Source organism: Mesorhizobium koreense (assembly GCF_031656215.1).
GTDB classification, from domain to species: Bacteria; Pseudomonadota; Alphaproteobacteria; order Rhizobiales; family Rhizobiaceae; genus Mesorhizobium_L; species Mesorhizobium_L koreense.
In genome coordinates, this window is the sequence record NZ_CP134228.1 from 3785361 (window position 1) to 3806338 (window position 20978).

31 protein-coding genes are annotated in these 20978 nt (G+C 62.2%); all 31 read right to left on the minus strand.

What is annotated here, in order from left to right; all coding sequences use genetic code 11:
• Window positions 1-4: 4 nt before the first annotated feature.
• On the minus strand, window positions 5-1468 hold the full coding sequence (locus RBH77_RS18020) for a DegQ family serine endoprotease (RefSeq protein ID WP_371832883.1): 1464 nt from the start codon (window positions 1466-1468) through the stop codon (window positions 5-7).
• Between the two features lie 202 nt (window positions 1469-1670).
• The gene (phoA, locus tag RBH77_RS18025; protein WP_371832884.1) at window positions 1671-3110 is read right to left on the minus strand and encodes an alkaline phosphatase; all 1440 of its coding nucleotides are present in this window, start codon (window positions 3108-3110) and stop codon (window positions 1671-1673) included.
• A gap of 189 nt (window positions 3111-3299) precedes the next feature.
• Window positions 3300-3731 carry a 50S ribosomal protein L17 gene (rplQ, locus tag RBH77_RS18030; protein WP_311028954.1) on the minus strand — a complete coding sequence of 144 codons (432 nt, stop codon included), beginning with the start codon at window positions 3729-3731 and terminating at the stop codon, window positions 3300-3302.
• A 45-nt stretch (window positions 3732-3776) separates the two neighbouring features.
• On the minus strand, window positions 3777-4787 hold the full coding sequence (locus RBH77_RS18035; RefSeq protein ID WP_311028955.1) for a DNA-directed RNA polymerase subunit alpha: 1011 nt from the start codon (window positions 4785-4787) through the stop codon (window positions 3777-3779).
• Window positions 4788-4893: 106 nt separating this feature from the next.
• Window positions 4894-5283 carry a 30S ribosomal protein S11 gene (rpsK, locus tag RBH77_RS18040; RefSeq protein ID WP_311028956.1) on the minus strand — a complete coding sequence of 130 codons (390 nt, stop codon included), beginning with the start codon at window positions 5281-5283 and terminating at the stop codon, window positions 4894-4896.
• 113 nt (window positions 5284-5396) lie between these two features.
• Entirely contained in the window at window positions 5397-5765 is a 369-nt protein-coding gene (rpsM, locus tag RBH77_RS18045; protein WP_311028957.1) for a 30S ribosomal protein S13, read from the minus strand.
• Between the two features lie 207 nt (window positions 5766-5972).
• Window positions 5973-6557 carry an adenylate kinase gene (locus tag RBH77_RS18050; protein WP_311028958.1) on the minus strand — a complete coding sequence of 195 codons (585 nt, stop codon included), beginning with the start codon at window positions 6555-6557 and terminating at the stop codon, window positions 5973-5975.
• Window positions 6554-7894, minus strand: coding sequence for a preprotein translocase subunit SecY (gene secY / locus RBH77_RS18055; protein WP_311028959.1), 1341 nt, complete (start codon window positions 7892-7894; stop codon window positions 6554-6556). Before secY ends, RBH77_RS18050 begins: the two co-directional genes overlap by 4 nt.
• Window positions 7895-8021: 127 nt before the next feature.
• Window positions 8022-8495 (minus strand): 50S ribosomal protein L15, encoded by a 474-nt coding sequence (gene rplO / locus RBH77_RS18060; protein WP_311028960.1) that lies wholly within the window; start codon window positions 8493-8495, stop codon window positions 8022-8024.
• Between the two features lie 19 nt (window positions 8496-8514).
• A complete protein-coding gene (rpmD, locus tag RBH77_RS18065) occupies window positions 8515-8712 on the minus strand; it encodes a 50S ribosomal protein L30 (protein ID WP_311028961.1) in 198 nt (65 codons plus the stop codon).
• Window positions 8713-8738: 26 nt separating this feature from the next.
• A complete protein-coding gene (rpsE, locus tag RBH77_RS18070) occupies window positions 8739-9302 on the minus strand; it encodes a 30S ribosomal protein S5 (protein ID WP_311028962.1) in 564 nt (187 codons plus the stop codon).
• A gap of 71 nt (window positions 9303-9373) precedes the next feature.
• A complete protein-coding gene (gene rplR / locus RBH77_RS18075) occupies window positions 9374-9733 on the minus strand; it encodes a 50S ribosomal protein L18 (RefSeq protein WP_311028963.1) in 360 nt (119 codons plus the stop codon).
• Window positions 9734-9807: 74 nt separating this feature from the next.
• Window positions 9808-10341, minus strand: a complete 534-nt coding sequence (gene rplF / locus RBH77_RS18080; RefSeq protein ID WP_311028964.1) for a 50S ribosomal protein L6 — start codon at window positions 10339-10341, stop codon at window positions 9808-9810.
• A gap of 33 nt (window positions 10342-10374) precedes the next feature.
• Complete coding sequence (gene rpsH / locus RBH77_RS18085) at window positions 10375-10773, minus strand: 30S ribosomal protein S8 (protein WP_311028965.1); 399 nt, start codon at window positions 10771-10773, stop codon at window positions 10375-10377.
• A gap of 12 nt (window positions 10774-10785) precedes the next feature.
• Window positions 10786-11091, minus strand: a complete 306-nt coding sequence (rpsN, locus tag RBH77_RS18090) for a 30S ribosomal protein S14 (protein ID WP_311028966.1) — start codon at window positions 11089-11091, stop codon at window positions 10786-10788.
• 26 nt (window positions 11092-11117) lie between these two features.
• Window positions 11118-11675 carry a 50S ribosomal protein L5 gene (gene rplE, locus RBH77_RS18095; RefSeq protein ID WP_311028967.1) on the minus strand — a complete coding sequence of 186 codons (558 nt, stop codon included), beginning with the start codon at window positions 11673-11675 and terminating at the stop codon, window positions 11118-11120.
• Window positions 11668-11982: a 50S ribosomal protein L24 gene (gene rplX / locus RBH77_RS18100; protein ID WP_311028968.1), complete on the minus strand. Its 315-nt coding sequence runs from the start codon at window positions 11980-11982 to the stop codon at window positions 11668-11670. Before rplX ends, rplE begins: the two co-directional genes overlap by 8 nt.
• A gap of 11 nt (window positions 11983-11993) precedes the next feature.
• Window positions 11994-12362 carry a 50S ribosomal protein L14 gene (rplN, locus tag RBH77_RS18105; RefSeq protein ID WP_024585433.1) on the minus strand — a complete coding sequence of 123 codons (369 nt, stop codon included), beginning with the start codon at window positions 12360-12362 and terminating at the stop codon, window positions 11994-11996.
• Window positions 12363-12424: 62 nt separating this feature from the next.
• Window positions 12425-12667 carry a 30S ribosomal protein S17 gene (gene rpsQ, locus RBH77_RS18110; protein ID WP_311028969.1) on the minus strand — a complete coding sequence of 81 codons (243 nt, stop codon included), beginning with the start codon at window positions 12665-12667 and terminating at the stop codon, window positions 12425-12427.
• Window positions 12668-12677: 10 nt separating this feature from the next.
• Complete coding sequence (gene rpmC / locus RBH77_RS18115; RefSeq protein WP_311028970.1) at window positions 12678-12878, minus strand: 50S ribosomal protein L29; 201 nt, start codon at window positions 12876-12878, stop codon at window positions 12678-12680.
• A gap of 14 nt (window positions 12879-12892) precedes the next feature.
• The gene (gene rplP / locus RBH77_RS18120) at window positions 12893-13306 is read right to left on the minus strand and encodes a 50S ribosomal protein L16 (RefSeq protein ID WP_311028971.1); all 414 of its coding nucleotides are present in this window, start codon (window positions 13304-13306) and stop codon (window positions 12893-12895) included.
• 31 nt (window positions 13307-13337) lie between these two features.
• Window positions 13338-14045 carry a 30S ribosomal protein S3 gene (gene rpsC, locus RBH77_RS18125; protein WP_311028972.1) on the minus strand — a complete coding sequence of 236 codons (708 nt, stop codon included), beginning with the start codon at window positions 14043-14045 and terminating at the stop codon, window positions 13338-13340.
• Complete coding sequence (gene rplV / locus RBH77_RS18130) at window positions 14045-14434, minus strand: 50S ribosomal protein L22 (RefSeq protein WP_311028973.1); 390 nt, start codon at window positions 14432-14434, stop codon at window positions 14045-14047. Before rplV ends, rpsC begins: the two co-directional genes overlap by 1 nt.
• Before the next feature lie 2 nt (window positions 14435-14436).
• Window positions 14437-14715 carry a 30S ribosomal protein S19 gene (rpsS, locus tag RBH77_RS18135; RefSeq protein WP_311028974.1) on the minus strand — a complete coding sequence of 93 codons (279 nt, stop codon included), beginning with the start codon at window positions 14713-14715 and terminating at the stop codon, window positions 14437-14439.
• A gap of 15 nt (window positions 14716-14730) precedes the next feature.
• Window positions 14731-15564 carry a 50S ribosomal protein L2 gene (rplB, locus tag RBH77_RS18140; protein ID WP_311028975.1) on the minus strand — a complete coding sequence of 278 codons (834 nt, stop codon included), beginning with the start codon at window positions 15562-15564 and terminating at the stop codon, window positions 14731-14733.
• A 19-nt stretch (window positions 15565-15583) separates the two neighbouring features.
• Window positions 15584-15877 carry a 50S ribosomal protein L23 gene (locus RBH77_RS18145; RefSeq protein ID WP_311028976.1) on the minus strand — a complete coding sequence of 98 codons (294 nt, stop codon included), beginning with the start codon at window positions 15875-15877 and terminating at the stop codon, window positions 15584-15586.
• Window positions 15874-16494, minus strand: a complete 621-nt coding sequence (gene rplD, locus RBH77_RS18150; RefSeq protein ID WP_311028977.1) for a 50S ribosomal protein L4 — start codon at window positions 16492-16494, stop codon at window positions 15874-15876. The genes RBH77_RS18145 and rplD overlap by 4 nt, the downstream gene beginning before the upstream one ends.
• A complete protein-coding gene (gene rplC / locus RBH77_RS18155; RefSeq protein ID WP_311028978.1) occupies window positions 16494-17216 on the minus strand; it encodes a 50S ribosomal protein L3 in 723 nt (240 codons plus the stop codon). The genes rplD and rplC overlap by 1 nt, the downstream gene beginning before the upstream one ends.
• A gap of 58 nt (window positions 17217-17274) precedes the next feature.
• The gene (gene rpsJ / locus RBH77_RS18160; RefSeq protein ID WP_007066362.1) at window positions 17275-17583 is read right to left on the minus strand and encodes a 30S ribosomal protein S10; all 309 of its coding nucleotides are present in this window, start codon (window positions 17581-17583) and stop codon (window positions 17275-17277) included.
• Window positions 17584-17649: 66 nt separating this feature from the next.
• Window positions 17650-18825 (minus strand): elongation factor Tu, encoded by a 1176-nt coding sequence (tuf, locus tag RBH77_RS18165; RefSeq protein WP_311028980.1) that lies wholly within the window; start codon window positions 18823-18825, stop codon window positions 17650-17652.
• Between the two features lie 62 nt (window positions 18826-18887).
• On the minus strand, window positions 18888-20978 hold the full coding sequence (gene fusA / locus RBH77_RS18170; protein ID WP_311028982.1) for an elongation factor G: 2091 nt from the start codon (window positions 20976-20978) through the stop codon (window positions 18888-18890).

A 20978-nucleotide genomic window follows, 5' to 3' on the forward strand; every position in this document is an offset into this window, starting at 1 on the left:
CCGGTTAGAACCGCAGGATCTGGCGGATTGTCTGGCCGTTACGCATGATCGTGAAACGCCACAGCCGCGTCTGGCGCGAGGCCGCGTTCTGAAGATCGTCCACGCTCTTGATCGCCGTGCCGTTGACCTCGCTGATGATATCCCCCTTGTCGAAGCCGAGGCTCTGTGCCGGAGAGTTGTTCTCGAGATCGACGATCACCACGCCTTCTGAATCCGTCGGCATCCCTAGCCGCTGCGCCAGACGCGGCGACAGCGCCGCCACCTTCGCGCCGCCGAAGGGGCTGTCGCCATCGATGGTGATTTCCTTTGAGGACTGGCCGGCCGGAGCACGCTCCAGTTTCACTTTCACCTGTTGCTTCTTGCCATCGCGCAACATGTCGAGGGTCGATGTGCCGCCGATCGGCTGGGTGGAGAGGCGGAAATTCAACGCCTGCGGATCGTCGATCGGTGCGCCGTCCATCGCAGTCACGACATCGCCTGGCCGCAACCCGGCCTGCTCGGCGGGGCCGTCTTTCATCACCGAGGAGACCAGTGCCCCAGCCGGGCGGCTCATGCCGAGCGCTTCGGCTACCGACGGCGTCACCTCCTGGAATTCGGCGCCGATGAAGGGACGCTCGAAATAGTCGGCGCCGCTCTTCGCCGACTGGACGAAGGCACGTACCATGTTTGATGGAATGGCGAAGCCGATACCTATCGAGCCGCCGCTTTTGCTGTAGATTGCGCTGTTGATGCCGACGAGTTCACCCTTCATGTCGATGAGTGCACCGCCGGAATTCCCCGGATTGATGGCCGCGTCGGTCTGGATGAAGAACGAGTAGTCGGAGACGCCGATATGGGTCCGTGCCAAGGCTGAGACGATGCCGCTCGTCGTGGTCTGGCCGACGCCGAAGGGGTTACCCATCGCGAGAACGAGATCGCCGACTTCCAGCGCATCGGAATCGCCAAGCGGGATTGTCGGCAAAGGGTCCGGCGCCTTGATCTTAAGCACGGCCAGATCGACCTTGTCGTCCTTGAGCAGGATCTTCGACTCGAACTCGCGCCCGTCCGACAGCGCCACCTTGACCTCGTCGGCGCCCTTGATGACGTGGTTGTTGGTAACGATGATGCCCGAAGGATCGACGATCACGCCGGAGCCGAGCGAGGACTGGACGCGCGGCGGCATCTGCTGGCCGAAAAAGCGGCCGAAGAACGGGTCGTCCATGAAGGGCGATTGCACCCTGACCTTGCTCGACGCGTAGACATTAACCACGGCCGGCGCGGTGCGCTTGACCAGCGGCGCGAAGGAAAGTTCCATCTCCTCGCGCCCGAACGGCACGCGGCGCAATGTGCCGTCGGCCTTTCCCGCCTGGCTCTCGTCCGGCTTCTGCTGGCCCTGGTTCTGGCCGTTGCCCAGCAAATCGGACAGGACGCCACCCAGCGTGCCCTTCTCTTCGGCTGTCGCCTCAAATGCGAATGAGACGATCAGCATCCCGGTCAGAGCACCGGCCACCAGAGTTATGAAACGCTTTTTGCCGTTCCGCATACCCGCTTTCCCGCCATTGGTCGTATCGCCGCCGTTCTCACAGAGGATTGTGCAAATTGAAAGGCTGTTCGTCTTCTCCGCACCGACGACGCACCAAAAAGAAACCCCAGCCGGCGGCCGGGGTTCCAAAGCGGCGAAACGAAAACGGTCAATTGGCGGCGGCACGCTGGCCTTCGCCGAGCTTAAGCGCATCGCGGATCGTGTAGAACATGTCCGTTTGATCCGTGAGCCCGGCGAAATTCGCAGCTTGAGGGCCGAAAGCTGCGACCCGCAACTGCGCGCCGGTATGCTCCTGGGAATCGCCCTCCGAATTGCCGTAGCTGACCGATATGACCGAGCCATCACGCGTCATCAGAGCTTCCGACAGCCCCGGCGCTTTCGTGTCGTTGGGGATGATCTGGCTCGAATGGGCGTGATCGGCCGTGACGATCACCAGCGTCTTTCCATCGGCCTTGGCGAAGGCGAGTGCCGCCTGGACCGCTTCGTCCAGATCGACGGTCTCGCCGATCTGCCCGCAGGGATTGGCCGCATGATCCTGCTTGTCGATCGATGCGCCCTCGACCTGCAGGAAGAAGCCCTTCTCGTTCGATTTAAGCAGTTCGATCGCCTTTTCGGTCATCGCCGCGAGTGTCGGGATTGTCTGAGTGCGCTCCGGGTTCGGCTGGCAGGTGATGGGCGCCTGATCGATATTGCCGTGATGGCTCGCCTTCGGCCCCGTCCAGCGGACCGGCATATTGCCCGACGCAAAGAGCCCGAGCGCCGGCTTGTCCTGGCTCGCCTCGGTGAGTGCGTTCATCTCATCGAGGTTCGTGAAGATATTGAAGCCGCGTTCCTTCGCCTGGTCGAGCAGGCTTTTGTCCTTCCATTCGCCGGCCGCGGCGATCTGATCGAACGACTTCGCGCCACCGCCCATGACCAGATCCGCGCGCGTGTTCAGGGTCTGCTCGCTGATCGAGCCGAGGCCGCCATTCTCCAGAGCATTCTCGGGACAGTTCTTAGCTGTCTCTTCCGGTCCGTAGCATTTGCGCAGCGAAACATGTGCCAGAAGGACGGCCGGCGTGGCGTCCTGGATTTCCGCCGTGGACACATCGCCGGTCGCGAGCCCGGCTGCCTTGGCAAGCTCGATCAGGTTCTTGTGCGGCTGGCCGTGAATGTCGACGCCAACGGCGTTGTTGTAGGTCTTCACGCCGGTCGACCAGGCGGTTCCCGATGCGGCCGAGTCCGTCACGTAGTCCGGTTTGCCGGTTTTTCGATCGAGCGAATAATGGGTGTATTGACCGGTGACCGGCAGCGCGTCGATACCCTTGAAGAAACCGCCGGCACCTTCCGCATAGTTGCGGGCGATGGTGATCTCGGAATCGCCCATGCCGTCGCCGATGAGCAGGATCACGTTTCGCACTTCCCCGTCATCGACAAGCGCCTTGAATTGCTCCGTGGCATCGCCGGCAAGCCGTCGCGCGCCACCCGGCAGCGTGATGTCGCCCCGCGCCGCGCGCGAGAGATAGGCTCCGGCGTCCTCGGCATGGCCGGGCAAGGAGACGGTGAGGGCCGCGAGCGCGATGGTCGTAGAGAGAAAATGTCGGGAGATTTTCATGACAGGCATCCTTTGGACAATCATGGAAGACCAGTGTCGTTTCTTCTGTCCAAGAGGCATGACCGGCGGATGACGAAGCCGCTACGATTTGATGACGATCCACCGGCGACCATCCGTGCCTGACTGCGGATAACAAAAAGGGGCCGCAAGGCCCCTTCTCGACTGACTCGTAGGATAGCGCGGTCAGGCTGCTTCGGCCTCGCTCTCGGTTTCCTCGGCAGCAGTGCGTGCACGATCCGCCGCACCCTTCGCGGAGGTGTCGCGGTCGACGAATTCGATGACAGCCATCGCGGCATTGTCGCCATGGCGGAAGCCCGCCTTCATGATGCGCAGATAACCGCCGTTGCGCGTAGCATAGCGCGGCGCGATCGTCTCGAACAGACGCTTCGCCAGCGCATCGGAGCCGATGGCGGCGATTGCCTGACGACGGGCGTGCAGATCGCCCCGCTTGCCAAGCGTGACAAGCTTTTCGACGATCGGACGAAGTTCCTTGGCTTTCGGAAGCGTCGTCGTGATCTGCTCATGCTCGATGAGCGAAGCGGCCATGTTGGAAAACAGGGCCTTGCGATGGCTGACGGTGCGGTTCAGCCGGCGGCCGGAACGTCCATGACGCATGAGCCTTCTCCTTCGGTTTCCTTATAGAGAGCGGTGTGCCGCGTCTCAGTATTGATCTTCGTAGCGCTTGGCGAGGTCTTCAATGTTCTCCGGCGGCCAGTCCGGCACTTCCATGCCGAGATGCAGGCCCATGGCGGCGAGCACTTCCTTGATCTCGTTCAGCGACTTGCGGCCGAAATTCGGCGTGCGCAGCATCTCGGCTTCAGTCTTCTGGATCAGGTCGCCGATATAGACGATGTTGTCGTTCTTCAGGCAGTTGGCCGAACGGACCGAAAGCTCCAGCTCATCCACCTTCTTGAGCAGCGCCGGATTGAAGGCCAGTTCCGTGACCTGCTCCTGCGGCTGCTCCTTGTGCGGCTCCTCGAAATTGACGAAGAGCGCAAGCTGGTCCTGCAGGATGCGCGCGGCAAACGCCACCGCGTCCTCGCCTGTGACCGAACCGTCGGTCTCGATCGACATGGTGAGCTTGTCGTAGTCGAGAACCTGGCCCTCACGGGTGTTCTCGACCTTGTAGGAGACCTTCTTCACCGGCGAATAAAGGCTGTCGACCGGGATCAGGCCAATCGGTGCGTCCTCGGCGCGGTTGCGCTCGGCCGGCACATAGCCCTTACCGCTGTCGACCGTGAACTCCATGCGGATTTCCGCGCCTTCGTCCAGCGTGCAGATGATATGCTCCGGGTTCAGGATCTCGACATCACCGACCGTCTGGATGTCGCCGGCGCTTACGACGCCCGGACCCTGCTTGCGCACGACCATGCGCTTCGGCCCGTCGCCTTCCATGCGGATGGCGATTTCCTTGATGTTGAGGACGATGTCGGTAACATCCTCGCGCACACCCGGGATAGAGGAGAACTCATGCAACACGCCGTCGATCTGGACAGCGGTGACGGCGGCGCCCCTCAGTGAGGAGAGCAACACGCGGCGCAGAGCGTTGCCGAGCGTAAGACCGAAGCCCCGTTCCAGCGGCTCGGCCACCAGCGTGGTCGTGGTCTTGCCCTTGGAGGAGAACTCCACCTTGTTCGGCTTGATGAGTTCCTGCCAGTTTTTCTGGATCATTTCGTTTTCCTTCCTTGTCCCCGCCACCATCCAATCGTGGCGGGCGATCTGGAAACCGAAGAGGAGCGCCCCGAAGAGCGCTCATTGCGGCAGATGAATCTAAGACTTAGACGCGGCGCTTCTTGCGCGGCCGGCAACCATTGTGCGGGATAGGGGTCACGTCACGAATGGATGTAATGGTGAAGCCCGCCGCCTGCAAGGCGCGCAGAGCCGATTCACGGCCGGAGCCGGGGCCGCAGACCTCGACCTCAAGCATGCGCATACCATGCTCTTGCGCCTTCTTCGCCGCATCCTCGGCAGCGACCTGCGCCGCGAACGGGGTCGACTTGCGCGAACCCTTGAACCCTTGAGCACCCGCCGACGACCAGGCAATCGCATTGCCCTGCGCGTCGGTGATGGTGATCATCGTATTATTGAAGGTCGAATTGACGTGAGCAACGCCCGACGAGATGTTCTTACGCTCGCGACGGCGAACGCGCACGGCTTCCTTGGCCATTAAAAGTCCTTCCGGTTGATATCAACGCCGCCGTAATGCCAGCGGCTACACCTGCGGCAATCGGCAGATCGGCAATCGTTTCCCCGACTGCCGAATGCCTGTCGCCGAATACCTTATTTCTTCTTCCCGGCAATCGCCTTGGCCGGACCTTTCCGCGTCCGCGCATTGGTGTGCGTGCGCTGGCCACGGACCGGCAGGGAGCGACGATGACGCAGGCCGCGATAGGCGCCGAGGTCCATGAGGCGCTTGATGTTCATCGACACTTCGCGGCGAAGGTCGCCCTCGACCTGATAGTCACGGTCGATCGTCTCGCGGATGGCGAGCACCTCGGCGTCGGTCAACTGATTGACCCGGCGCTCCAGCGGAATGTTGACCTTCTCCACGATCTGCTTCGCGAAGGTGGGGCCGATGCCGTGAATGTACTGCAGCGCGATCACAACGCGCTTATTGGTTGGAATATTGACGCCAGCGATACGGGCCACGCCGCTTCTCCTTGATATGTTCGTTCGCCCGGTCCGGGCATTTATTCGACACTGGCCGGACAATGCAAAAGCGCCCGGCCCGATCCTCATCAACCCTGATCGGCGCCGACCGCTCTAATTGAAAGCGAATTGGCGCTCTCTTAGGCGGAATCACGCCGGAAAGTCAACACCTCCAGCACGGCAATCCGGCACGACCGGAAGGCGCGGTCACGCCGTCTCCAGAACCTTCTCGATCTCTGCCGTCACCGCCTTCATGTCGGCCATGCCGTCGACCGACCTCAACTCGCCGGTCCCCCTATAATAATCGGCAAGCGGCGCCGTCTTCTCGCGGTACTCCTCCAGCCGCTTCTTGAACGATTCCGGGTTGTCGTCGGCGCGCACCTTGCCGCCCGCGGCGATCGTCTCGCGCACGCGCGATTCCATGCGGCGCACCAGCGCGTCCTCGTCCACCTTCAGATTGACGACGCCGTCCAGACGCAGGCCCTTCTGCTTGAGCATTCCGGTCAGCGCTTCCGCCTGGGGAACCGTGCGTGGATAACCGTCTAGGATAAAGCCGTTGGCGCAGTCGGCCTGATCGATCCGCTCCGAAACGATCTGGTTGACGATTTCGTCGGAGACCAGCTCGCCTGAATCCATGACCGCTTTCGCGCGCTTTCCCACCTCGGTCCCCGCCGCGACGGCCGCACGCAGCATGTCGCCGGTCGAAAGTTGCGGGATCCTGTGCTTCTCGGTCAGAACCTTCGCCTGCGTTCCTTTTCCGGCGCCAGGCGGCCCGAGCAGAATAAGCCTCATCGTCCCCTCTTTCCTCCACGCAATTTCGACTTCTTGATCAGGCCCTCATACTGGTGCGCGATGAGATGGCCCTGGATCTGCGCCACCGTATCGAGCGTGACGCTGACCACGATCAGGAGCGACGTACCGCCAAGATAGAACGGAACGTGGAAGGTCGTAATTAGAAATTCGGGTAAGAGGCAGACGAGCACCAGATAGACGGCGCCGATTGCGGTGATACGCGTGAGGACATAGTCGATATAGTCGGCCGTGCGCTCGCCGGGGCGATAGCCCGGTATGAAGCCGGAATGCTTCTTCAACTGGTCGGCGGTATCCTTCGGATTGAAGACGATCGCCGTATAGAAGAAGGTGAAGAAGGCAATCATGCTGGCATAGAGCACCATGTAGAGCGGCTGACCATTGCCCAGCGCGGCAAGGATCGAACGCGCCCAGACGGGGAAGTTCGCCGTGTTGGAGAAACCCGCGACCGTCGCCGGTAGCAGAAGCAGCGAGGAGGCGAAGATCGGCGGGATGACGCCGGACGTGTTCAGCTTGAGCGGCAGGTGCGAGGTATCGCCCTGGAACATCCGGTTGCCGACCTGACGCTTCGGGTACTGGATGAGCAACCGCCGCTGCGCCCGTTCGAAGAAGACGATGACGGCTACGGTGACGACCGCGACCACGGCGACCAGGAGAATGATGCCGGTCGAAATGGCGCCCGTACGCCCCTGCTCCAGTGTGTTGGAGATCGCATGCGGCAGGTTCGCGACGATGCCGGCCATGATGATGAGCGAAATACCGTTGCCGATACCGCGCTCGGTGATCTGCTCGCCGAGCCACATCAGGAACATGGTGCCGCCGAGCAGTGTAACGGTCGCCGAGAAGAGGAAGGTGAAGCCCGGATTCGTGACGATATTGTTGCCGCTCTGCAGCCCGATGGCGATGCCGTAGGACTGTACGAGCGCGAGAACAACCGTGCCGTAGCGCGTATACTGGTTGATGACCTTGCGGCCCTGCTCGCCTTCCTTCTTGAGCTGCTCAAGCGAAGGGATGACCGACGTCATCAACTGCATGATGATCGAGGCGGAGATGTAGGGCATGATGCCGAGCGCGAAGATGGCCATGCGCTGCACGGCGCCGCCGGCGAACATGTTGAACATGCCGAGCACGCCGCCGCTCTGCTGCTGGAACGCCTGCGCGAAAGCCTCGGGATTGATGCCAGGAATGGGAATATAGGTGCCGAGCCGGTAGACAAGCAGCGCGCCGAGCGTGAACCAAATGCGCTTCTTCAGTTCTTCCGCCTTGGAGAAGGCGGAAAAATTCAGATTGGATGCCAGTTGTTCAGCAGCCGATGCCATACAATATTCTCCGCTTGGTCACGCAAGCGCCCCGGAAGGCCGGGGCGCGCGGATCGCCGGTGCGAGAAATAGGCCCCGCCCGACCGGGATGCAAGCGACCGCCGTTCACAACGGGGCCAGTTCCGCGTTATTCGGCTGCGGCTTTCTGCGGCAACTTGACCGAGCCGCCGGCCTTCTCGATCTTCTCGATCGCCGATTTGGACGCACCGGCAATGTCGAAGGCAAGCTTGGCCTTCAGTTCGCCGTCGCCAAGCAGGCGCACGCCGTCCTTTGCGCGGCGGACAACGCCCGCCTTCACAAGGCTCTCGACGGTGACCGTCTCCTTCGGATCGAGCTTCTTGGCGTCGACCGCAGCCTGAATACGCGCGACCGAAACGACGTTGAAATCGGACCCGAACAGGTTCTTGAAGCCACGCTTCGGCAAGCGGCGATAGAGCGCCATCTGGCCGCCTTCGAACCCGTTGACGGCGACGCCCGAGCGGGACTTCTGGCCCTTCACGCCGCGACCGCCGGTCTTGCCGGAGCCGGAACCGATACCGCGGCCAACGCGCTTGCGGGCCTGGGTGGCACCGTCATTATCGCGCAGTTCGTTGAGTTTCATCGGAATTCTCCAGCGCTTCTCAAGCCTCGTCCACAACGCGGACGAGGTGTTCCACTTTCGCGATCATGCCGCGAACCGAAGGCGTGTCCTCCAGCGTGCGGCGGCGATGCAGCTTGTTGAGGCCGAGACCGACCAGCGTCGCGCGTTGGTCCTTCGGACGGCGAATCGGGCTGCCGATCTGTTCGACCGTGATGGTCTTGCTTTCTTTCTTGGCCATGGTCGTATCTTCCTGATCTGCCCGGCTTATTCTTCGGCCCCGACGGCCGCGCCACGGCGCGCCTGAAGGGTCGAGTACTTGATGCCGCGCTGCGCCGCGACTTCCTTCGGATGCTTCTGGTTCTTCAGGGCATCGAAGGTCGCGCGCACCATGTTGTAAGGGTTGGATGTGCCCATCGACTTGGCGACGACGTCGTGCATGCCGAGCGTTTCGAAGACGGCGCGCATCGGACCGCCGGCGATGATGCCGGTACCGGGCTTGGCCGCGCGCAGCAACACCCTGCCCGCTCCATGCCGTCCCTCGACGTCATGGTGCAGCGTACGGCCCGAACGCAGCGGCACGAAGATCATGTCGCGCTTGGCGCTCTCGGTCGCCTTGCGAATGGCTTCCGGCACCTCGCGCGCCTTGCCGTGGCCGAAGCCGACGCGGCCCTTCTGGTCACCGACGACGACGAGTGCGGCAAAACCGAAGCGGCGGCCGCCCTTCACCACCTTGGCGACGCGGTTGATGTGGACGAGCTTGTCGACGAATTCGCTGTCGCGCTCCTCGCGGTCGCGACCACGACCGCCTTCCCTGCGTTCCTGTGCCATATCCTAATCCTTATTCTTTTCCGGAGACACGGGTTGACGATACCGGCGCGCATTGGCGCCGGCGGTGAAAATCAAAAGCTCAGGCCGCCTTCGCGAGCCGCCTCGGCAAGCGCCTTCACGCGGCCATGGAAGATATAAGGGCCGCGGTCGAAGACCACTTCCTTCACGCCCGCCTTGCCGGCGCGCTCGGCGATGAGCTTGCCGACGGCCGAGGCGGCCGAGATATCGGCACCGGTCTTCAAGCCGCTCTTCAAATCCTTGTCGAGCGTCGAAGCGGCCGCCAGAGTGCGGCCCGCCTTGTCGTCGATGACCTGGGCGTAGATGTTCTTGCCCGACCTGTAGATCGAGAGGCGCGGGCGCTCGGTATTGTTCGCCCTGATCTGGCGGCGGACGCGGGCGGCGCGGCGCTTTACGGATAGTTTGGAAACCATGGCTTCTTTCCCTGCCGGTCAGTCGCTGGTCGTCGGTCGATGTTCGCAACGACCAACGATCTACGACCGACGAACTACTTCTTCTTGCCTTCCTTGCGAACGATCCGCTCGTCCGCGTATTTCACACCCTTGCCCTTGTAAGGCTCGGGGCCGCGGAACTCACGGATCTCCGCCGCAACCTGTCCAACCGCCTGCTTGTCGATGCCGGACACGACGATTTCCGTCGGCTTCGGCACCGCGATCGTGACCCCCTGCGGGGTCTCGTAAACGACGTCGTGACTGAAGCCCAGCGCAAGCTGCAGATTCCTGCCCTGCATCGCTGCACGGTAGCCGACGCCGTTGATCTCCAGGCGCTTCTCGAAGCCGTCCTTGACGCCCGTCAGGATGTTGACGATCTGCGTACGCGACATGCCCCATTTGGAGCGTGCCGCCTTGGACTGGTCGCGCGGATCGACCTTGATGTGGCCATCGTCGAGCTTAACCAGAACCTCGTCGTTGACGACGAATTTCAGTTCACCCTTCGGGCCTTTCGCGGTCACGGTCTGGCCGTCAACCGTCGCGGTCACACCCTGCGGCACGGAAACCGGCCTCTTTCCAATACGAGACATTTCTTGTCCTCGCCTTTTCTTTCCTTGGCCCGATCAGAATATCTGGCAGAGAATTTCGCCGCCGACGTTCTGCTCACGCGCTTCATGGTCGGCCATCACGCCCTTGGGCGTCGACAGGATGGCGATGCCGAGGCCGTTGGCGACCTGCGGGATCGACTTCACCGACACATAGACGCGACGGCCGGGCTTCGAGACGCGGGCGATCTCGCGGATCACCGGCTGGCCCTCGAAATATTTCAACTCGATCTCGAGTTCCGACTTGCCGTTGTCATAGTCGACCTGGCTGTAGTCGCGGATATAGCCTTCCGCCTTCAGCACATCGAGAACGCGGGCGCGAAGCGTGGAAGCTGGCGTCGAGACCTTATCCTTCTTGCGGCCGATGGCGTTGCGGATGCGGGTCAGCATATCGCCGAGAGGATCACTCACAGACATCTCAAACCCTCCTTACCAGCTCGACTTGACCAGGCCCGGCACAAGGCCGACGGCGCCGAGTTCGCGCAGCGCGATACGCGACATCCTGAGCTTGCGGTAATAGGCGCGCGGACGGCCCGTCACCTCGCAGCGGTTGCGGATGCGCGTGGCCGAAGAGTTGCGCGGCAGTGCGGCAAGCTTCAACTGCGCACGGAAGCGCTCCTCGATCGGCAGCTTCTGGTCCATGACGATGGCCTTCAGCTCCTTGCGCTTGGCCGCATAGCTCTTGACGAGAGCGCGGCGGCGCTTGTTCTTTTCGACTGCACTGGTCTTTGCCATGTTGCTTTCCTTTTTCTCGCCTGCCGTTACTGCCGGAAGGGGAAGTTGAAGGCCTTGAGCAGCGCCCGGGCCTCATCATCCGTCTTGGCGGTCGTACAGACGATCACGTCCATTCCCCAGATCTGATCGACCTGATCGTAGTTGATCTCGGGGAACACGATATGCTCCTTGATGCCCATGGCGAAGTTGCCACGGCCATCGAAGCTCTTGGGATTGAGTCCGCGGAAGTCGCGAACGCGCGGCAGCGCGATCGTGACCAGGCGGTCGAGGAATTCGTACATGCGGTCCTGGCGCAGTGTGACCTTGGCGCCGATCGGCATGTTCTCGCGGACCTTGAAGCCGGCGATCGAATTGCGCGCGTGGGTCACAATGGCCTTCTGGCCGGTGATGCGGCCGAGATCTTCCGCCGCGACGGAAGGCTTCTTGGAATCGCCCGTCGCTTCGCCGACACCCATATTCACGACGATCTTGTCGAGACGCGGAACCTGCATCTCGTTCTCGTACTTGAACTCTTCACGGAGCGCCTTGCGGATATTCTCGTTGTAGAGCTTCTTCAGCCGCGGCTCGTATACGGTCTTAGCCATCGATGGTTTCTCCCGAGCGCTTGGCGACGCGCACCTTCTTGCCGTCCTTCTGGAAGGTGAAGCCGACACGGGTCGGCTTGCCGTCTTTCGGATCGGCCAGCGCGATGTTGGACAGATGGATCGGCGCTTCCTTGGTGATGATGCCGCCTTCCTGGCTCTGCGTCTGGCGCTGGTGGCGCCGGATCAGGTTGACGCCGCGAACGACGGCGCGGCTATCCTTCGGAGATACGCTCACCACCTCGCCGGTGCGACCCTTGTCCTTGCCGGCGAGCACGACAACCTTGTCGCCCTTTTTGATCTTTTGCACTTTCCGGCTCCTTACAGCACTTCGGGCGCGAGCGAGATGATCTTCATGTGGTTCTTGGCGCGCAGCTCGCGCGGCACCGGCCCAAAGATACGCGTGCCGACCGGCTCTTTCTTGTTGTCGACGAGGACCGCCGCATTCTTGTCGAACCGGATGACGCTGCCGTCGGGACGGCGGATGTCCTTGGCCGTGCGCACCACGACCGCCTTCATCACATCGCCCTTCTTCACGCGGCCGCGCGGGATAGCCTCCTTGACCGAGACGACGATGATGTCGCCGACGGAGGCATATTTGCGCTTCGAGCCGCCCAGCACCTTGATGCACATGACACGACGCGCGCCGGAATTGTCGGCGACATCGAGGTTTGTTTGCATCTGAATCATGACTGACCGCTTTCCTGATTATCCGGGTCGGGATGCGCCCTCCCCGGCTGTCCTTGCTTTTCTTACTGCGCCTGCTCTTCGGTGATGACGGTCCAGCGCTTGCGGCGCGAGATAGGCGCGCATTCCTGGATGAACACCGTATCGCCGACCTTGTGCGCGTTCGACTCGTCATGCGCCTGATACTTCTTCGTGCGGCGCACGGTCTTCTTCATGGCCGGATGCGTGAAACGGCGCTCGACATCGACAACGACCGTCTTCTCGTTCTTGTCGCTGACGACGGTGCCCTGCAGGATGCGCTTTGGCATGGTCTTGTCCTTATGCCTTCTTGCCGGCGGCCTTCTCGGCCGCGATCGTCTTGATGCGCGCTATGTCACGCCGAACCTGGCGGACGCGCGCGGTTTTCTCGAGCTGTCCGGTCGCCTTCTGGAAACGCAGGTTGAACTGCTCCTTCTTCAGCTTGGCCAGTTCGTCATTCAACTGGTCTGGGGTCATTCCCCGGGCTTCATCGGTCTTCATGGCCAAAACCCTTCCTATTCCGCGATGCGCTGGACGAAGCGCGTCCTGACCGAGAGCTTGGCGGCGCCGAGACGAAGCGCTTCGCGCGCGGTCTCCTCATCGACACCGTCGAGCTCGAACATGATGCGGCCGGGCTTCACCCGGCAGGCCCAGTAGTCGACAGCGCCCTTGCCCTTGCCCATGCGGACTTCGGTCGGCTTGCCAGTCACCGGAACGTCCGGGAAAATGCGGATCCAGACACGGCCCTGGCGCTTCATCTGGCGCGTGATGGCGCGACGGGCTGCTTCGATCTCGCGTGCCGTCACCCTGTTCGGCTCCAGCGCCTTCAGTCCGAAAGCGCCGAAGTTCAAATCCGTGCCACCCTTGGCAACGCCATGGATGCGGCCCTTGAACTGCTTGCGGTAAGTCGTGCGCTTTGGCTGCAGCATCTTGTGTTACTCCAGATTCTTCCTGCCCTTGTCAGGCGTTCTCGCGGCGGCGACCGCCGCCATGCGTGTGGTCGCCTTCAACCGCACGACGCTCCGACGCCATCGGGTCGTGCTCGAGGATCTCGCCCTTGAATACCCACACCTTGACGCCGCACTTGCCGTAGGCGGTGTTCGCCTCGGCCGTGCCGTAATCGACATCGGCGCGCAGCGTGTGCAGCGGCACGCGGCCTTCACGATACCATTCCATGCGCGCGATCTCCGCGCCGCCGAGGCGGCCCGAGCAGTTGATGCGGATGCCCTCGGCGCCGAGGCGCATCGCCGACTGGACGGCACGTTTCATTGCGCGGCGGAAGGCGATACGGCGCTCGAGCTGCTGCGCGATCGACTGCGCGATCAGCGTGGCATCGGTCTCCGGCTTGCGCACTTCGACGATGTTGAGATGCGTTTCGGCGTTGGTCATCTCGGAAAGCCTGCGACGCAGCTTCTCGATGTCCGCACCCTTCTTGCCGATGATGAGGCCTGGGCGCGCCGAATGGATGGTGACCCGGCACTTCTTGTGCGGGCGCTCGATGACGACCTTGGACACCGCGGCCTGCTTCATCTCCTTCATAATGAGATCGCGGATCTTGATGTCCTCGTGCAGAAGCCTGCCGTACTCGCCGGTATTCGCATACCAGCGCGAATCCCAGGTCCGGTTGATGCCGAGACGCAGACCGATCGGATTGACTTTCTGGCCCATCAGGCGGCCTCCACTTTCTCTTCGACTTCCCTGACGACGATGGTCAGGTTGGCGAACGGCTTCTCGATACGGCTGGCGCGACCGCGACCGCGCGCATGAAAGCGCTTCATGACGATCGATTTACCGACATAGGCTTCCGCCACGATCAGCGCGTCGACGTCGAGGTCGTGATTGTTCTCCGCGTTGGCGATGGCCGATTCCAGCGTTTTCTTCACGGTGCCGGCGATACGCTTGCGCGAGAATTCGAGGTCCGACAGCGCAGTCGCCACCTTCTTGCCACGGATCAGCGCGGCAACCAGGTTCAGCTTCTGCGGGCTGATGCGGATCGTGCGCAGCACGGCGCGCGCCTCGTTATCCTCAAGCCGCCGCGGAGCCTTTGGCTTGCCCATGATTATTTCCTCTTCGCCTTCTTGTCCGCGCCGTGACCGTAATAGGTGCGCGTCGGGGAAAACTCGCCGAACTTGTGGCCGACCATGTCTTCCGACACGGAGACCGGAATATGCTTCTGGCCGTTGTAGACACCGAAGGTCAGGCCGACGAACTGCGGCAGGATCGTCGAGCGACGGCTCCACATCTTGATGACCTCGTTACGGCCGCCCTCGCGCACCTTGTCGGCTTTCTTCAAAAGATAGCCGTCGATGAACGGGCCTTTCCAAACTGAACGGGACACTGGAGAACCCTTTCCTTAGCTCTTGCGCTGGTGGCGCGAGCGCATGATGAACTTGTCGGTCGCCTTGTTGGACCGCGTCTTCTTGCCCTTGGTCGGCTTGCCCCAGGGCGTGACCGGATTGCGGCCGCCGGAGGTGCGGCCTTCACCGCCGCCATGCGGATGGTCGACCGGGTTCATGGTGACGCCGCGATTGTGCGGGCGCTTGCCCAGCCAGCGCTTGCGCCCGGCCTTGCCGAGACTGATGTTGCCGTGGTCGGGGTTGGAAACCGCCCCCACCGTCGCCAGGCAGGAGCCGTGGACGACACGCTGCTCGCCTGAATTCAAGCGCAGGATCGCCCAGCCCTGGTCGCGGCCGACAAGCTGCGCATAGGTACCGGCGGAACGAGCGATCTGGCCGCCCTTGCCCGGCTTCAGTTCCACGTTATGCACGATCGTGCCGACCGGCATCGACGACAGCCGCATGGCGTTGCCGGGCTTCACGTCGGCGCTCTCGGCAGCAATCACGGTATCGCCAGCGACCAGGCGCTGCGGCGCCAGGATGTAGGAAAGCTCGCCGTCCTCATACTTGACCAGCGCAATGAATGCCGACCGGTTCGGATCGTATTCGAGCCGCTCCACCGTCGCCGGCACGTCGAACTTGCGCCGCTTGAAATCGATGACGCGATAGGTGCGCTTGTGACCGCCGCCCTGGAAACGAGCGGTGATACGGCCGGAATTGTTGCGACCGCCCTTGGAGACCAGACCTTCGGTCAGTCCCTTCACCGGCTTGCCACTGTAGAGGCCGGAGCGATCGACGATGACCAGCTGGCGCTGGCCCGGCGTGACCGGATTGTAATGTTTGAGTGCCATTATCCTCTACCTCGGCTTCTCAGAGACCGGTTGCGACGTCGATTGAATCGCCGTCGGCCAGCGTCACGACCGCCTTCTTCATATCGCCCTGCCGGCCGATGGTGCCGCGAAAGCGCTTCACCTTGCCCTTGCGCACGAGCGTGTTCACGCCGGTGACCTTGACGCCGAACAGCGCCTCGACCGCAGCCTTGATTTCCGGCTTCGTCGCCTTCTTTGCGACGTTGAAAACGACCTGGTTCTGCTCCGACGCCATCGTCGATTTCTCGGTAATGGCCGGGCTGACGATCACATCGTAGTGGCGAAGATCCGTCATTTGAACCGCTCCTGGAGGGCCTCGACCGCCGCCTTGGAAAGGACCAGCGTGCCGCGACGCAGAATGTCATGGACGTTGATGCCCTGAACCGGCAGCACGTCGATATTGGGAATGTTCGACGCCGCGCGCTTGAAGTTCTGGTCAAGCTCGGCGCCGCCGATCATCAGCGCATTGGAAAGACCGAGCGCCGCAAGGCTGGAAACAAGCGCCTTCGTCTTGGCGTCCTTCACCGAAAGATCGTCGATGACGATCAGGCTGGACGATTTCGCCTTGGCCGACAGCGCATGCTTCAGACCGAGCGCGCGGACTTTCTTCGGCAGGTCGTGCGAATGATCGCGCACCACAGGGCCGTGTGCCTTGCCGCCGCCGCGGAACTGCGGCACCCGCGCGGAAGAATGACGGGCGCGGCCCGTGCCCTTCTGCTTGTACATCTTGGCGCCGGTGCGGGAAATCTCCGCGCGGCCCTTCGCCTTGTGCGTGCCCTGCTGTTTCGTGGCAAGCTGCCAGCGCACGACGCGCTGCAGGATGTCTTCGCGCGGATCGAGCCCGAAAATCTCATCGGAAAGCGTCAGCTTCCCGGCGTCCTTACCGGCGAGGGTTGTTACCTTGAGATCCATTATTCGGCCCCTTCATTCGCCGGAGCGGCTTCAGCCTTGTCGGACTTGGCGGCACGGATGGCGGCCGGCTTCGGCGCGTCCTTGGGAAGCGCAAACTTCACCGCATCGCGCACCATGATCCATGCGCCCTTCGAACCGGGCACTGCGCCGCGCACCAGGATCAGGCCGCGCTCGCCATCGGTGGAGACGATCTCGAGGTTCTGCGTGGTGACGCGCACATCGCCCATGTGCCCGGCCATCTTCTTGCCCTTGAACACCTTGCCGGGGTCCTGGCGCTGACCGGTGGAGCCGTGGGTGCGGTGCGAGACCGAGTTACCGTGGGTGGCGCGACCGCCGCCAAAATTGTGGCGCTTGATCACGCCCTGGAAACCCTTGCCGATCGTCGTGCCGGTCACATCGACCCGCTGGCCGGGAACGAAATGCTCCACGGTCAACTCCGCGCCGACTTCCAGCATGTTTTCCGGCGACACACGGAACTCGGCGACCTTGGCCTTCGGCTCCACGGAAGCCTTGGCGAAATGGCCGCGAAGCGCCTTCGTCGTGTTCTTGACCTTGGCCAGCCCGACGCCGAGTTGGACCGCCGTGTAGCCGTTCTTCTCTTCGGTGCGCTGAGCCACGACCTGGCAGTTCTCCATGCGGAGAACCGTGACCGGAACATGCTCGCCCGCATCGTTATAGATGCGGGTCATTCCCACCTTCTGTGCAATTACACCTGAACGCATCGGTTCATCTTCCTTCAGAGGAGCCTTTGGTTTTCCGCCGGCTCATGGAATTGGCTCGTTAAAGCTTGATCTCGACATCCACACCGGCAGCAAGATCAAGCTTCATCAGCGCATCGACCGTCTGCGGGGTCGGATCCACGATATCGAGCAGCCGCTTGTGCGTGCGCATCTCGAACTGCTCGCGGCTCTTCTTGTCGATGTGCGGCGAGCGGTTGACCGTGAATTTCTCGATACGCGTCGGCAGCGGAATGGGGCCGCGGACATTGGCGCCGGTACGCTTGGCGGTCGACACGATCTCGCGCGTCGAGGCATCGAGCACCCGATGATCGAACGCCTTGAGGCGAATGCGGATATTTTGTCCGTTCATGTCAATTTCCTTGTCCGCCGGAGCGGGGGAAGGTTCCCCCGCACCCGCGCCGGACCCTTTGATCCGTTATTCCTTGATCGAGACGACGACGCCGGCGCCGACGGTGCGGCCGCCTTCGCGGATGGCGAAGCGCAGCTTCTCCTCCATGGCGATCGGCACGATCAGTTCCACGTCCACCGTCACGTTGTCGCCCGGCATCACCATCTCGGTGCCCTCGGCCAACGTCACGATCCCCGTCACGTCCGTCGTGCGGAAGTAGAACTGCGGACGGTAGTTGGTGAAGAACGGCGTATGACGGCCTCCCTCCTCCTTCGTCAGGATGTACGCCTCCGCCTTGAACTTCGTGTGCGGCTTCACCGAACCGGGCTTGCACAGAACCTGGCCGCGCTCAACGCCCTCGCGGTCGATGCCGCGCAACAGCGCGCCGATGTTGTCGCCCGCCTGGCCCTGGTCCAGAAGCTTGCGGAACATCTCCACACCCGTGCACGTCGTCTTCTGCGTCGGACGGATGCCGACGATCTCGAGTTCCTCGCCAACCTTCACGATGCCGCGCTCGACGCGACCCGTAACGACCGTGCCGCGGCCCGAGATCGAGAACACGTCCTCGATCGGCATCAGGAACGGCTGGTCGATCGGACGCTCCGGCGTCGGGATGTAGGAATCCACCGCCGCCATCAGTTCGCGGATCGCATCCTCGCCAAGCTTCTTGTCGCCGTCTTCCAGCGCAACCAGCGCCGAACCCTTCACGATCGGAATGTCGTCGCCGGGGAACTCGTTCTTCGACAGAAGCTCGCGAACCTCGAGCTCGACAAGCTCCAGAAGCTCCGCATCGTCCACCTGGTCGCACTTGTTCAAGAACACCACGATCGAGGGAACGCCGACCTGACGCGCCAGGAGAATGTGCTCGCGCGTCTGCGGCATCGGGCCGTCCGCCGCACTCACAACCAGGATCGCGCCGTCCATCTGCGCGGCACCCGTGATCATGTTCTTCACATAATCCGCGTGACCTGGGCAATCCACATGCGCGTAATGCCGCTTGTCCGTCTCGTACTCCACATGCGCCGTCGAGATCGTGATGCCACGCGCCTTCTCCTCCGGCGCCGCGTCAATCTGGTCGTACGCCTTGAACTCCCCGAAAAACTTCGTGATCGCTGCCGTCAACGACGTCTTCCCATGGTCAACATGACCAATCGTCCCAATGTTCACATGCGGCTTCGTACGCTCATATTTCGCTTTGGCCATGTGAGGTCTCCACTGTCTAAGCCCGTTCGGGCGTCACGTTAAGGTTCAGGCGCAACCGCCCGTTACGCATATTTCTTCTGGATTTCCTGGGCGACTGCCGTCGGAACCGGCTCGTAATGATCGAACTGCATCGTGTACTGGGCGCGGCCCTGCGACATCGAGCGCAGCGTGTCGACATATTTGAACATGTTGGCGAGCGGCACCATGGCGTTGACCACCACGGCGATGCCGCGGCTCTCCTGCCCCTGGATCTGGCCGCGCCGGCCGTTCAGGTCACCGATGACGTTGCCGACATAATCCTCCGGCGTCACCACCTCGACCTTCATGATCGGCTCGAGAAGCTGCGCGCCCGCCTTCTGGGCGCCTTCACGGAACGCGGCACGCGACGCGATTTCGAACGCCAGCACCGACGAGTCGACGTCGTGGTAAGCGCCGTCGATGAGGCTTGCCTTGACGCCGAGCATCGGGAAGCCGGCGATCGGACCGGAGGAAAGCACGCTCTCGATGCCCTTCTGGACACCAGGGACGTATTCCTTCGGAACGGCGCCGCCGACGATCTTGGATTCGAACACGAAATCCTCGCCCTCGGGATTCGGCTCGAAGATGATCTTAACGCGGGCGAACTGGCCCGAACCACCGGTCTGCTTCTTGTGCGTGTAGTCGATCTCGGCAGCTTTGGTGATCGTCTCGCGATAGGCCACCTGCGGCGCGCCGACATTCGCCTCGACCTTGAACTCACGACGCATGCGGTCAACGATGATGTCGAGGTGCAACTCGCCCATGCCGGCGATGATGGTCTGGCCGCTTTCCTCGTCGGTCTTGACGCGGAAGGACGGATCCTCGGCGGCAAGCCGATGCAGTGCCAGGCCCATCTTCTCCTGGTCGCCCTTGGTCTTCGGCTCGATGGCGATCTGGATGACCGGATCGGGGAACTCCATGCGCTCCAGGATGACCGGATGAACCGGGTCGCACAGCGTATCGCCGGTCGTCGTCTCCTTGAGGCCGGCAAGCGCCACGATATCGCCAGCGAACGCCTCTTCGATGTCGGCGCGCGAGTTGGAATGCATCTGCAGCATGCGGCCGATGCGTTCCTTTTTGCCCTTCACCGTATTCTCCAGAGACACGCCCTTGACGAGCTTGCCGGAATAGATGCGGCAGAAGGTGAGCGAGCCGACGAAGGGATCGTTCATGATCTTAAAAGCGAGCATCGAAAGCGGCTCGTTGTCAGTGGAATGACGCACGACCTCCGCCTCGGTCTTGGGATCGATGCCCTTGATGGCCGGCACTTCGTCCGGCGCGGGCAGGAAATCGACAACACCATCGAGGAGAGGCTGCACGCCCTTGTTCTTGAAAGCCGAGCCACAGAACATCGGGAAGAACTTGACCTCGACCGTGCCCTTACGGATCAGCCGACGAATCTCGTCGTTCGAGGGCATGTTGCCTTCGAGATATGCGTTCATCGCATCGTCGTCCATTTCGACGGCGAGCTCGATCATCTGTTCGCGGTAGGTCTCAGCCTTGTCCTTCAGGTCGGCCGGAATCTCGACGACGTCCCAAGCGGCCCCGAGGGTCTCCTCGTGCCAGATGTAGGCTTTCATCTCGATCAGATCGACGACGCCCTTGAAATCGCTCTCGGCGCCAACCGGAAGCTGCAGGACGACGGGATTGGCGCCCAGCCTGGTCTTAACCATCTCTACCGAGCGATAGAAATCGGCACCGATCTTATCCATCTTGTTGCAGAAGATCATGCGCGGCACATGGTACTTGTCCGCCTGACGCCACACGGTCTCGGTCTGCGGTTCGACACCGGCATTGGCGTCGAGAAGCGCGATAGCGCCGTCGAGCACGCGGAGCGAACGCTCGACTTCGATGGTGAAGTCGACATGGCCCGGCGTATCGATGATATTGAAGCGGCGCTTCCTGCCGTCGCGGCCCTGCCAGAAGGTGGTCGTCGCGGCCGACGTGATGGTGATGCCGCGCTCCTGCTCCTGCTCCATCCAGTCCATGGTGGCAGCGCCGTCATGGACTTCACCGATCTTGTGGGACTTGCCGGTGTAATAGAGGATGCGCTCGGTCGTCGTCGTCTTGCCGGCGTCGATATGCGCCATGATACCGAAGTTGCGGTAGTCCTCAATCTTGTATTCGCGGGCCAT

Coding starts and splice junctions, on each gene's coding strand:
- RBH77_RS18020 (WP_371832883.1), bottom strand. CDS start 1,468: ATGCTGATCGTCTCATTCGCATTTGAGGCGACAGCCGAAGAGAAGGGC.
- rplQ (WP_311028954.1), bottom strand. CDS start 3,731: ATGCGTCATGGACGTTCCGGCCGCCGGCTGAACCGCACCGTCAGCCAT.
- RBH77_RS18035 (WP_311028955.1), bottom strand. CDS start 4,787: ATGATCCAGAAAAACTGGCAGGAACTCATCAAGCCGAACAAGGTGGAG.
- rpsK (WP_311028956.1), bottom strand. CDS start 5,283: ATGGCCAAGGAAGCCGTGCGCGTTCGCCGTCGCGAGCGTAAGAACATC.
- RBH77_RS18050 (WP_311028958.1), bottom strand. CDS start 6,557: ATGAGGCTTATTCTGCTCGGGCCGCCTGGCGCCGGAAAAGGAACGCAG.
- secY (WP_311028959.1), bottom strand. CDS start 7,894: ATGGCATCGGCTGCTGAACAACTGGCATCCAATCTGAATTTTTCCGCC.
- rplO (WP_311028960.1), bottom strand. CDS start 8,495: ATGAAACTCAACGAACTGCGCGATAATGACGGTGCCACCCAGGCCCGC.
- rpmD (WP_311028961.1), bottom strand. CDS start 8,712: ATGGCCAAGAAAGAAAGCAAGACCATCACGGTCGAACAGATCGGCAGC.
- rpsE (WP_311028962.1), bottom strand. CDS start 9,302: ATGGCACAGGAACGCAGGGAAGGCGGTCGTGGTCGCGACCGCGAGGAG.
- rplR (WP_311028963.1), bottom strand. CDS start 9,733: ATGGTTTCCAAACTATCCGTAAAGCGCCGCGCCGCCCGCGTCCGCCGC.
- rplF (WP_311028964.1), bottom strand. CDS start 10,341: ATGTCTCGTATTGGAAAGAGGCCGGTTTCCGTGCCGCAGGGTGTGACC.
- rpsH (WP_311028965.1), bottom strand. CDS start 10,773: ATGTCTGTGAGTGATCCTCTCGGCGATATGCTGACCCGCATCCGCAAC.
- rpsN (WP_311028966.1), bottom strand. CDS start 11,091: ATGGCAAAGACCAGTGCAGTCGAAAAGAACAAGCGCCGCCGCGCTCTC.
- rplE (WP_311028967.1), bottom strand. CDS start 11,675: ATGGCTAAGACCGTATACGAGCCGCGGCTGAAGAAGCTCTACAACGAG.
- rplN (WP_024585433.1), bottom strand. CDS start 12,362: ATGATTCAGATGCAAACAAACCTCGATGTCGCCGACAATTCCGGCGCG.
- rpsQ (WP_311028969.1), bottom strand. CDS start 12,667: ATGCCAAAGCGCATCCTGCAGGGCACCGTCGTCAGCGACAAGAACGAG.
- rpmC (WP_311028970.1), bottom strand. CDS start 12,878: ATGAAGACCGATGAAGCCCGGGGAATGACCCCAGACCAGTTGAATGAC.
- rplP (WP_311028971.1), bottom strand. CDS start 13,306: ATGCTGCAGCCAAAGCGCACGACTTACCGCAAGCAGTTCAAGGGCCGC.
- rpsC (WP_311028972.1), bottom strand. CDS start 14,045: ATGGGCCAGAAAGTCAATCCGATCGGTCTGCGTCTCGGCATCAACCGG.
- rplV (WP_311028973.1), bottom strand. CDS start 14,434: ATGGGCAAGCCAAAGGCTCCGCGGCGGCTTGAGGATAACGAGGCGCGC.
- rplB (WP_311028975.1), bottom strand. CDS start 15,564: ATGGCACTCAAACATTACAATCCGGTCACGCCGGGCCAGCGCCAGCTG.
- RBH77_RS18145 (WP_311028976.1), bottom strand. CDS start 15,877: ATGACGGATCTTCGCCACTACGATGTGATCGTCAGCCCGGCCATTACC.
- rplD (WP_311028977.1), bottom strand. CDS start 16,494: ATGGATCTCAAGGTAACAACCCTCGCCGGTAAGGACGCCGGGAAGCTG.
- rplC (WP_311028978.1), bottom strand. CDS start 17,216: ATGCGTTCAGGTGTAATTGCACAGAAGGTGGGAATGACCCGCATCTAT.
- rpsJ (WP_007066362.1), bottom strand. CDS start 17,583: ATGAACGGACAAAATATCCGCATTCGCCTCAAGGCGTTCGATCATCGG.
- tuf (WP_311028980.1), bottom strand. CDS start 18,825: ATGGCCAAAGCGAAATATGAGCGTACGAAGCCGCATGTGAACATTGGG.
- fusA (WP_311028982.1), bottom strand. CDS start 20,978: ATGGCCCGCGAATACAAGATTGAGGACTACCGCAACTTCGGTATCATG.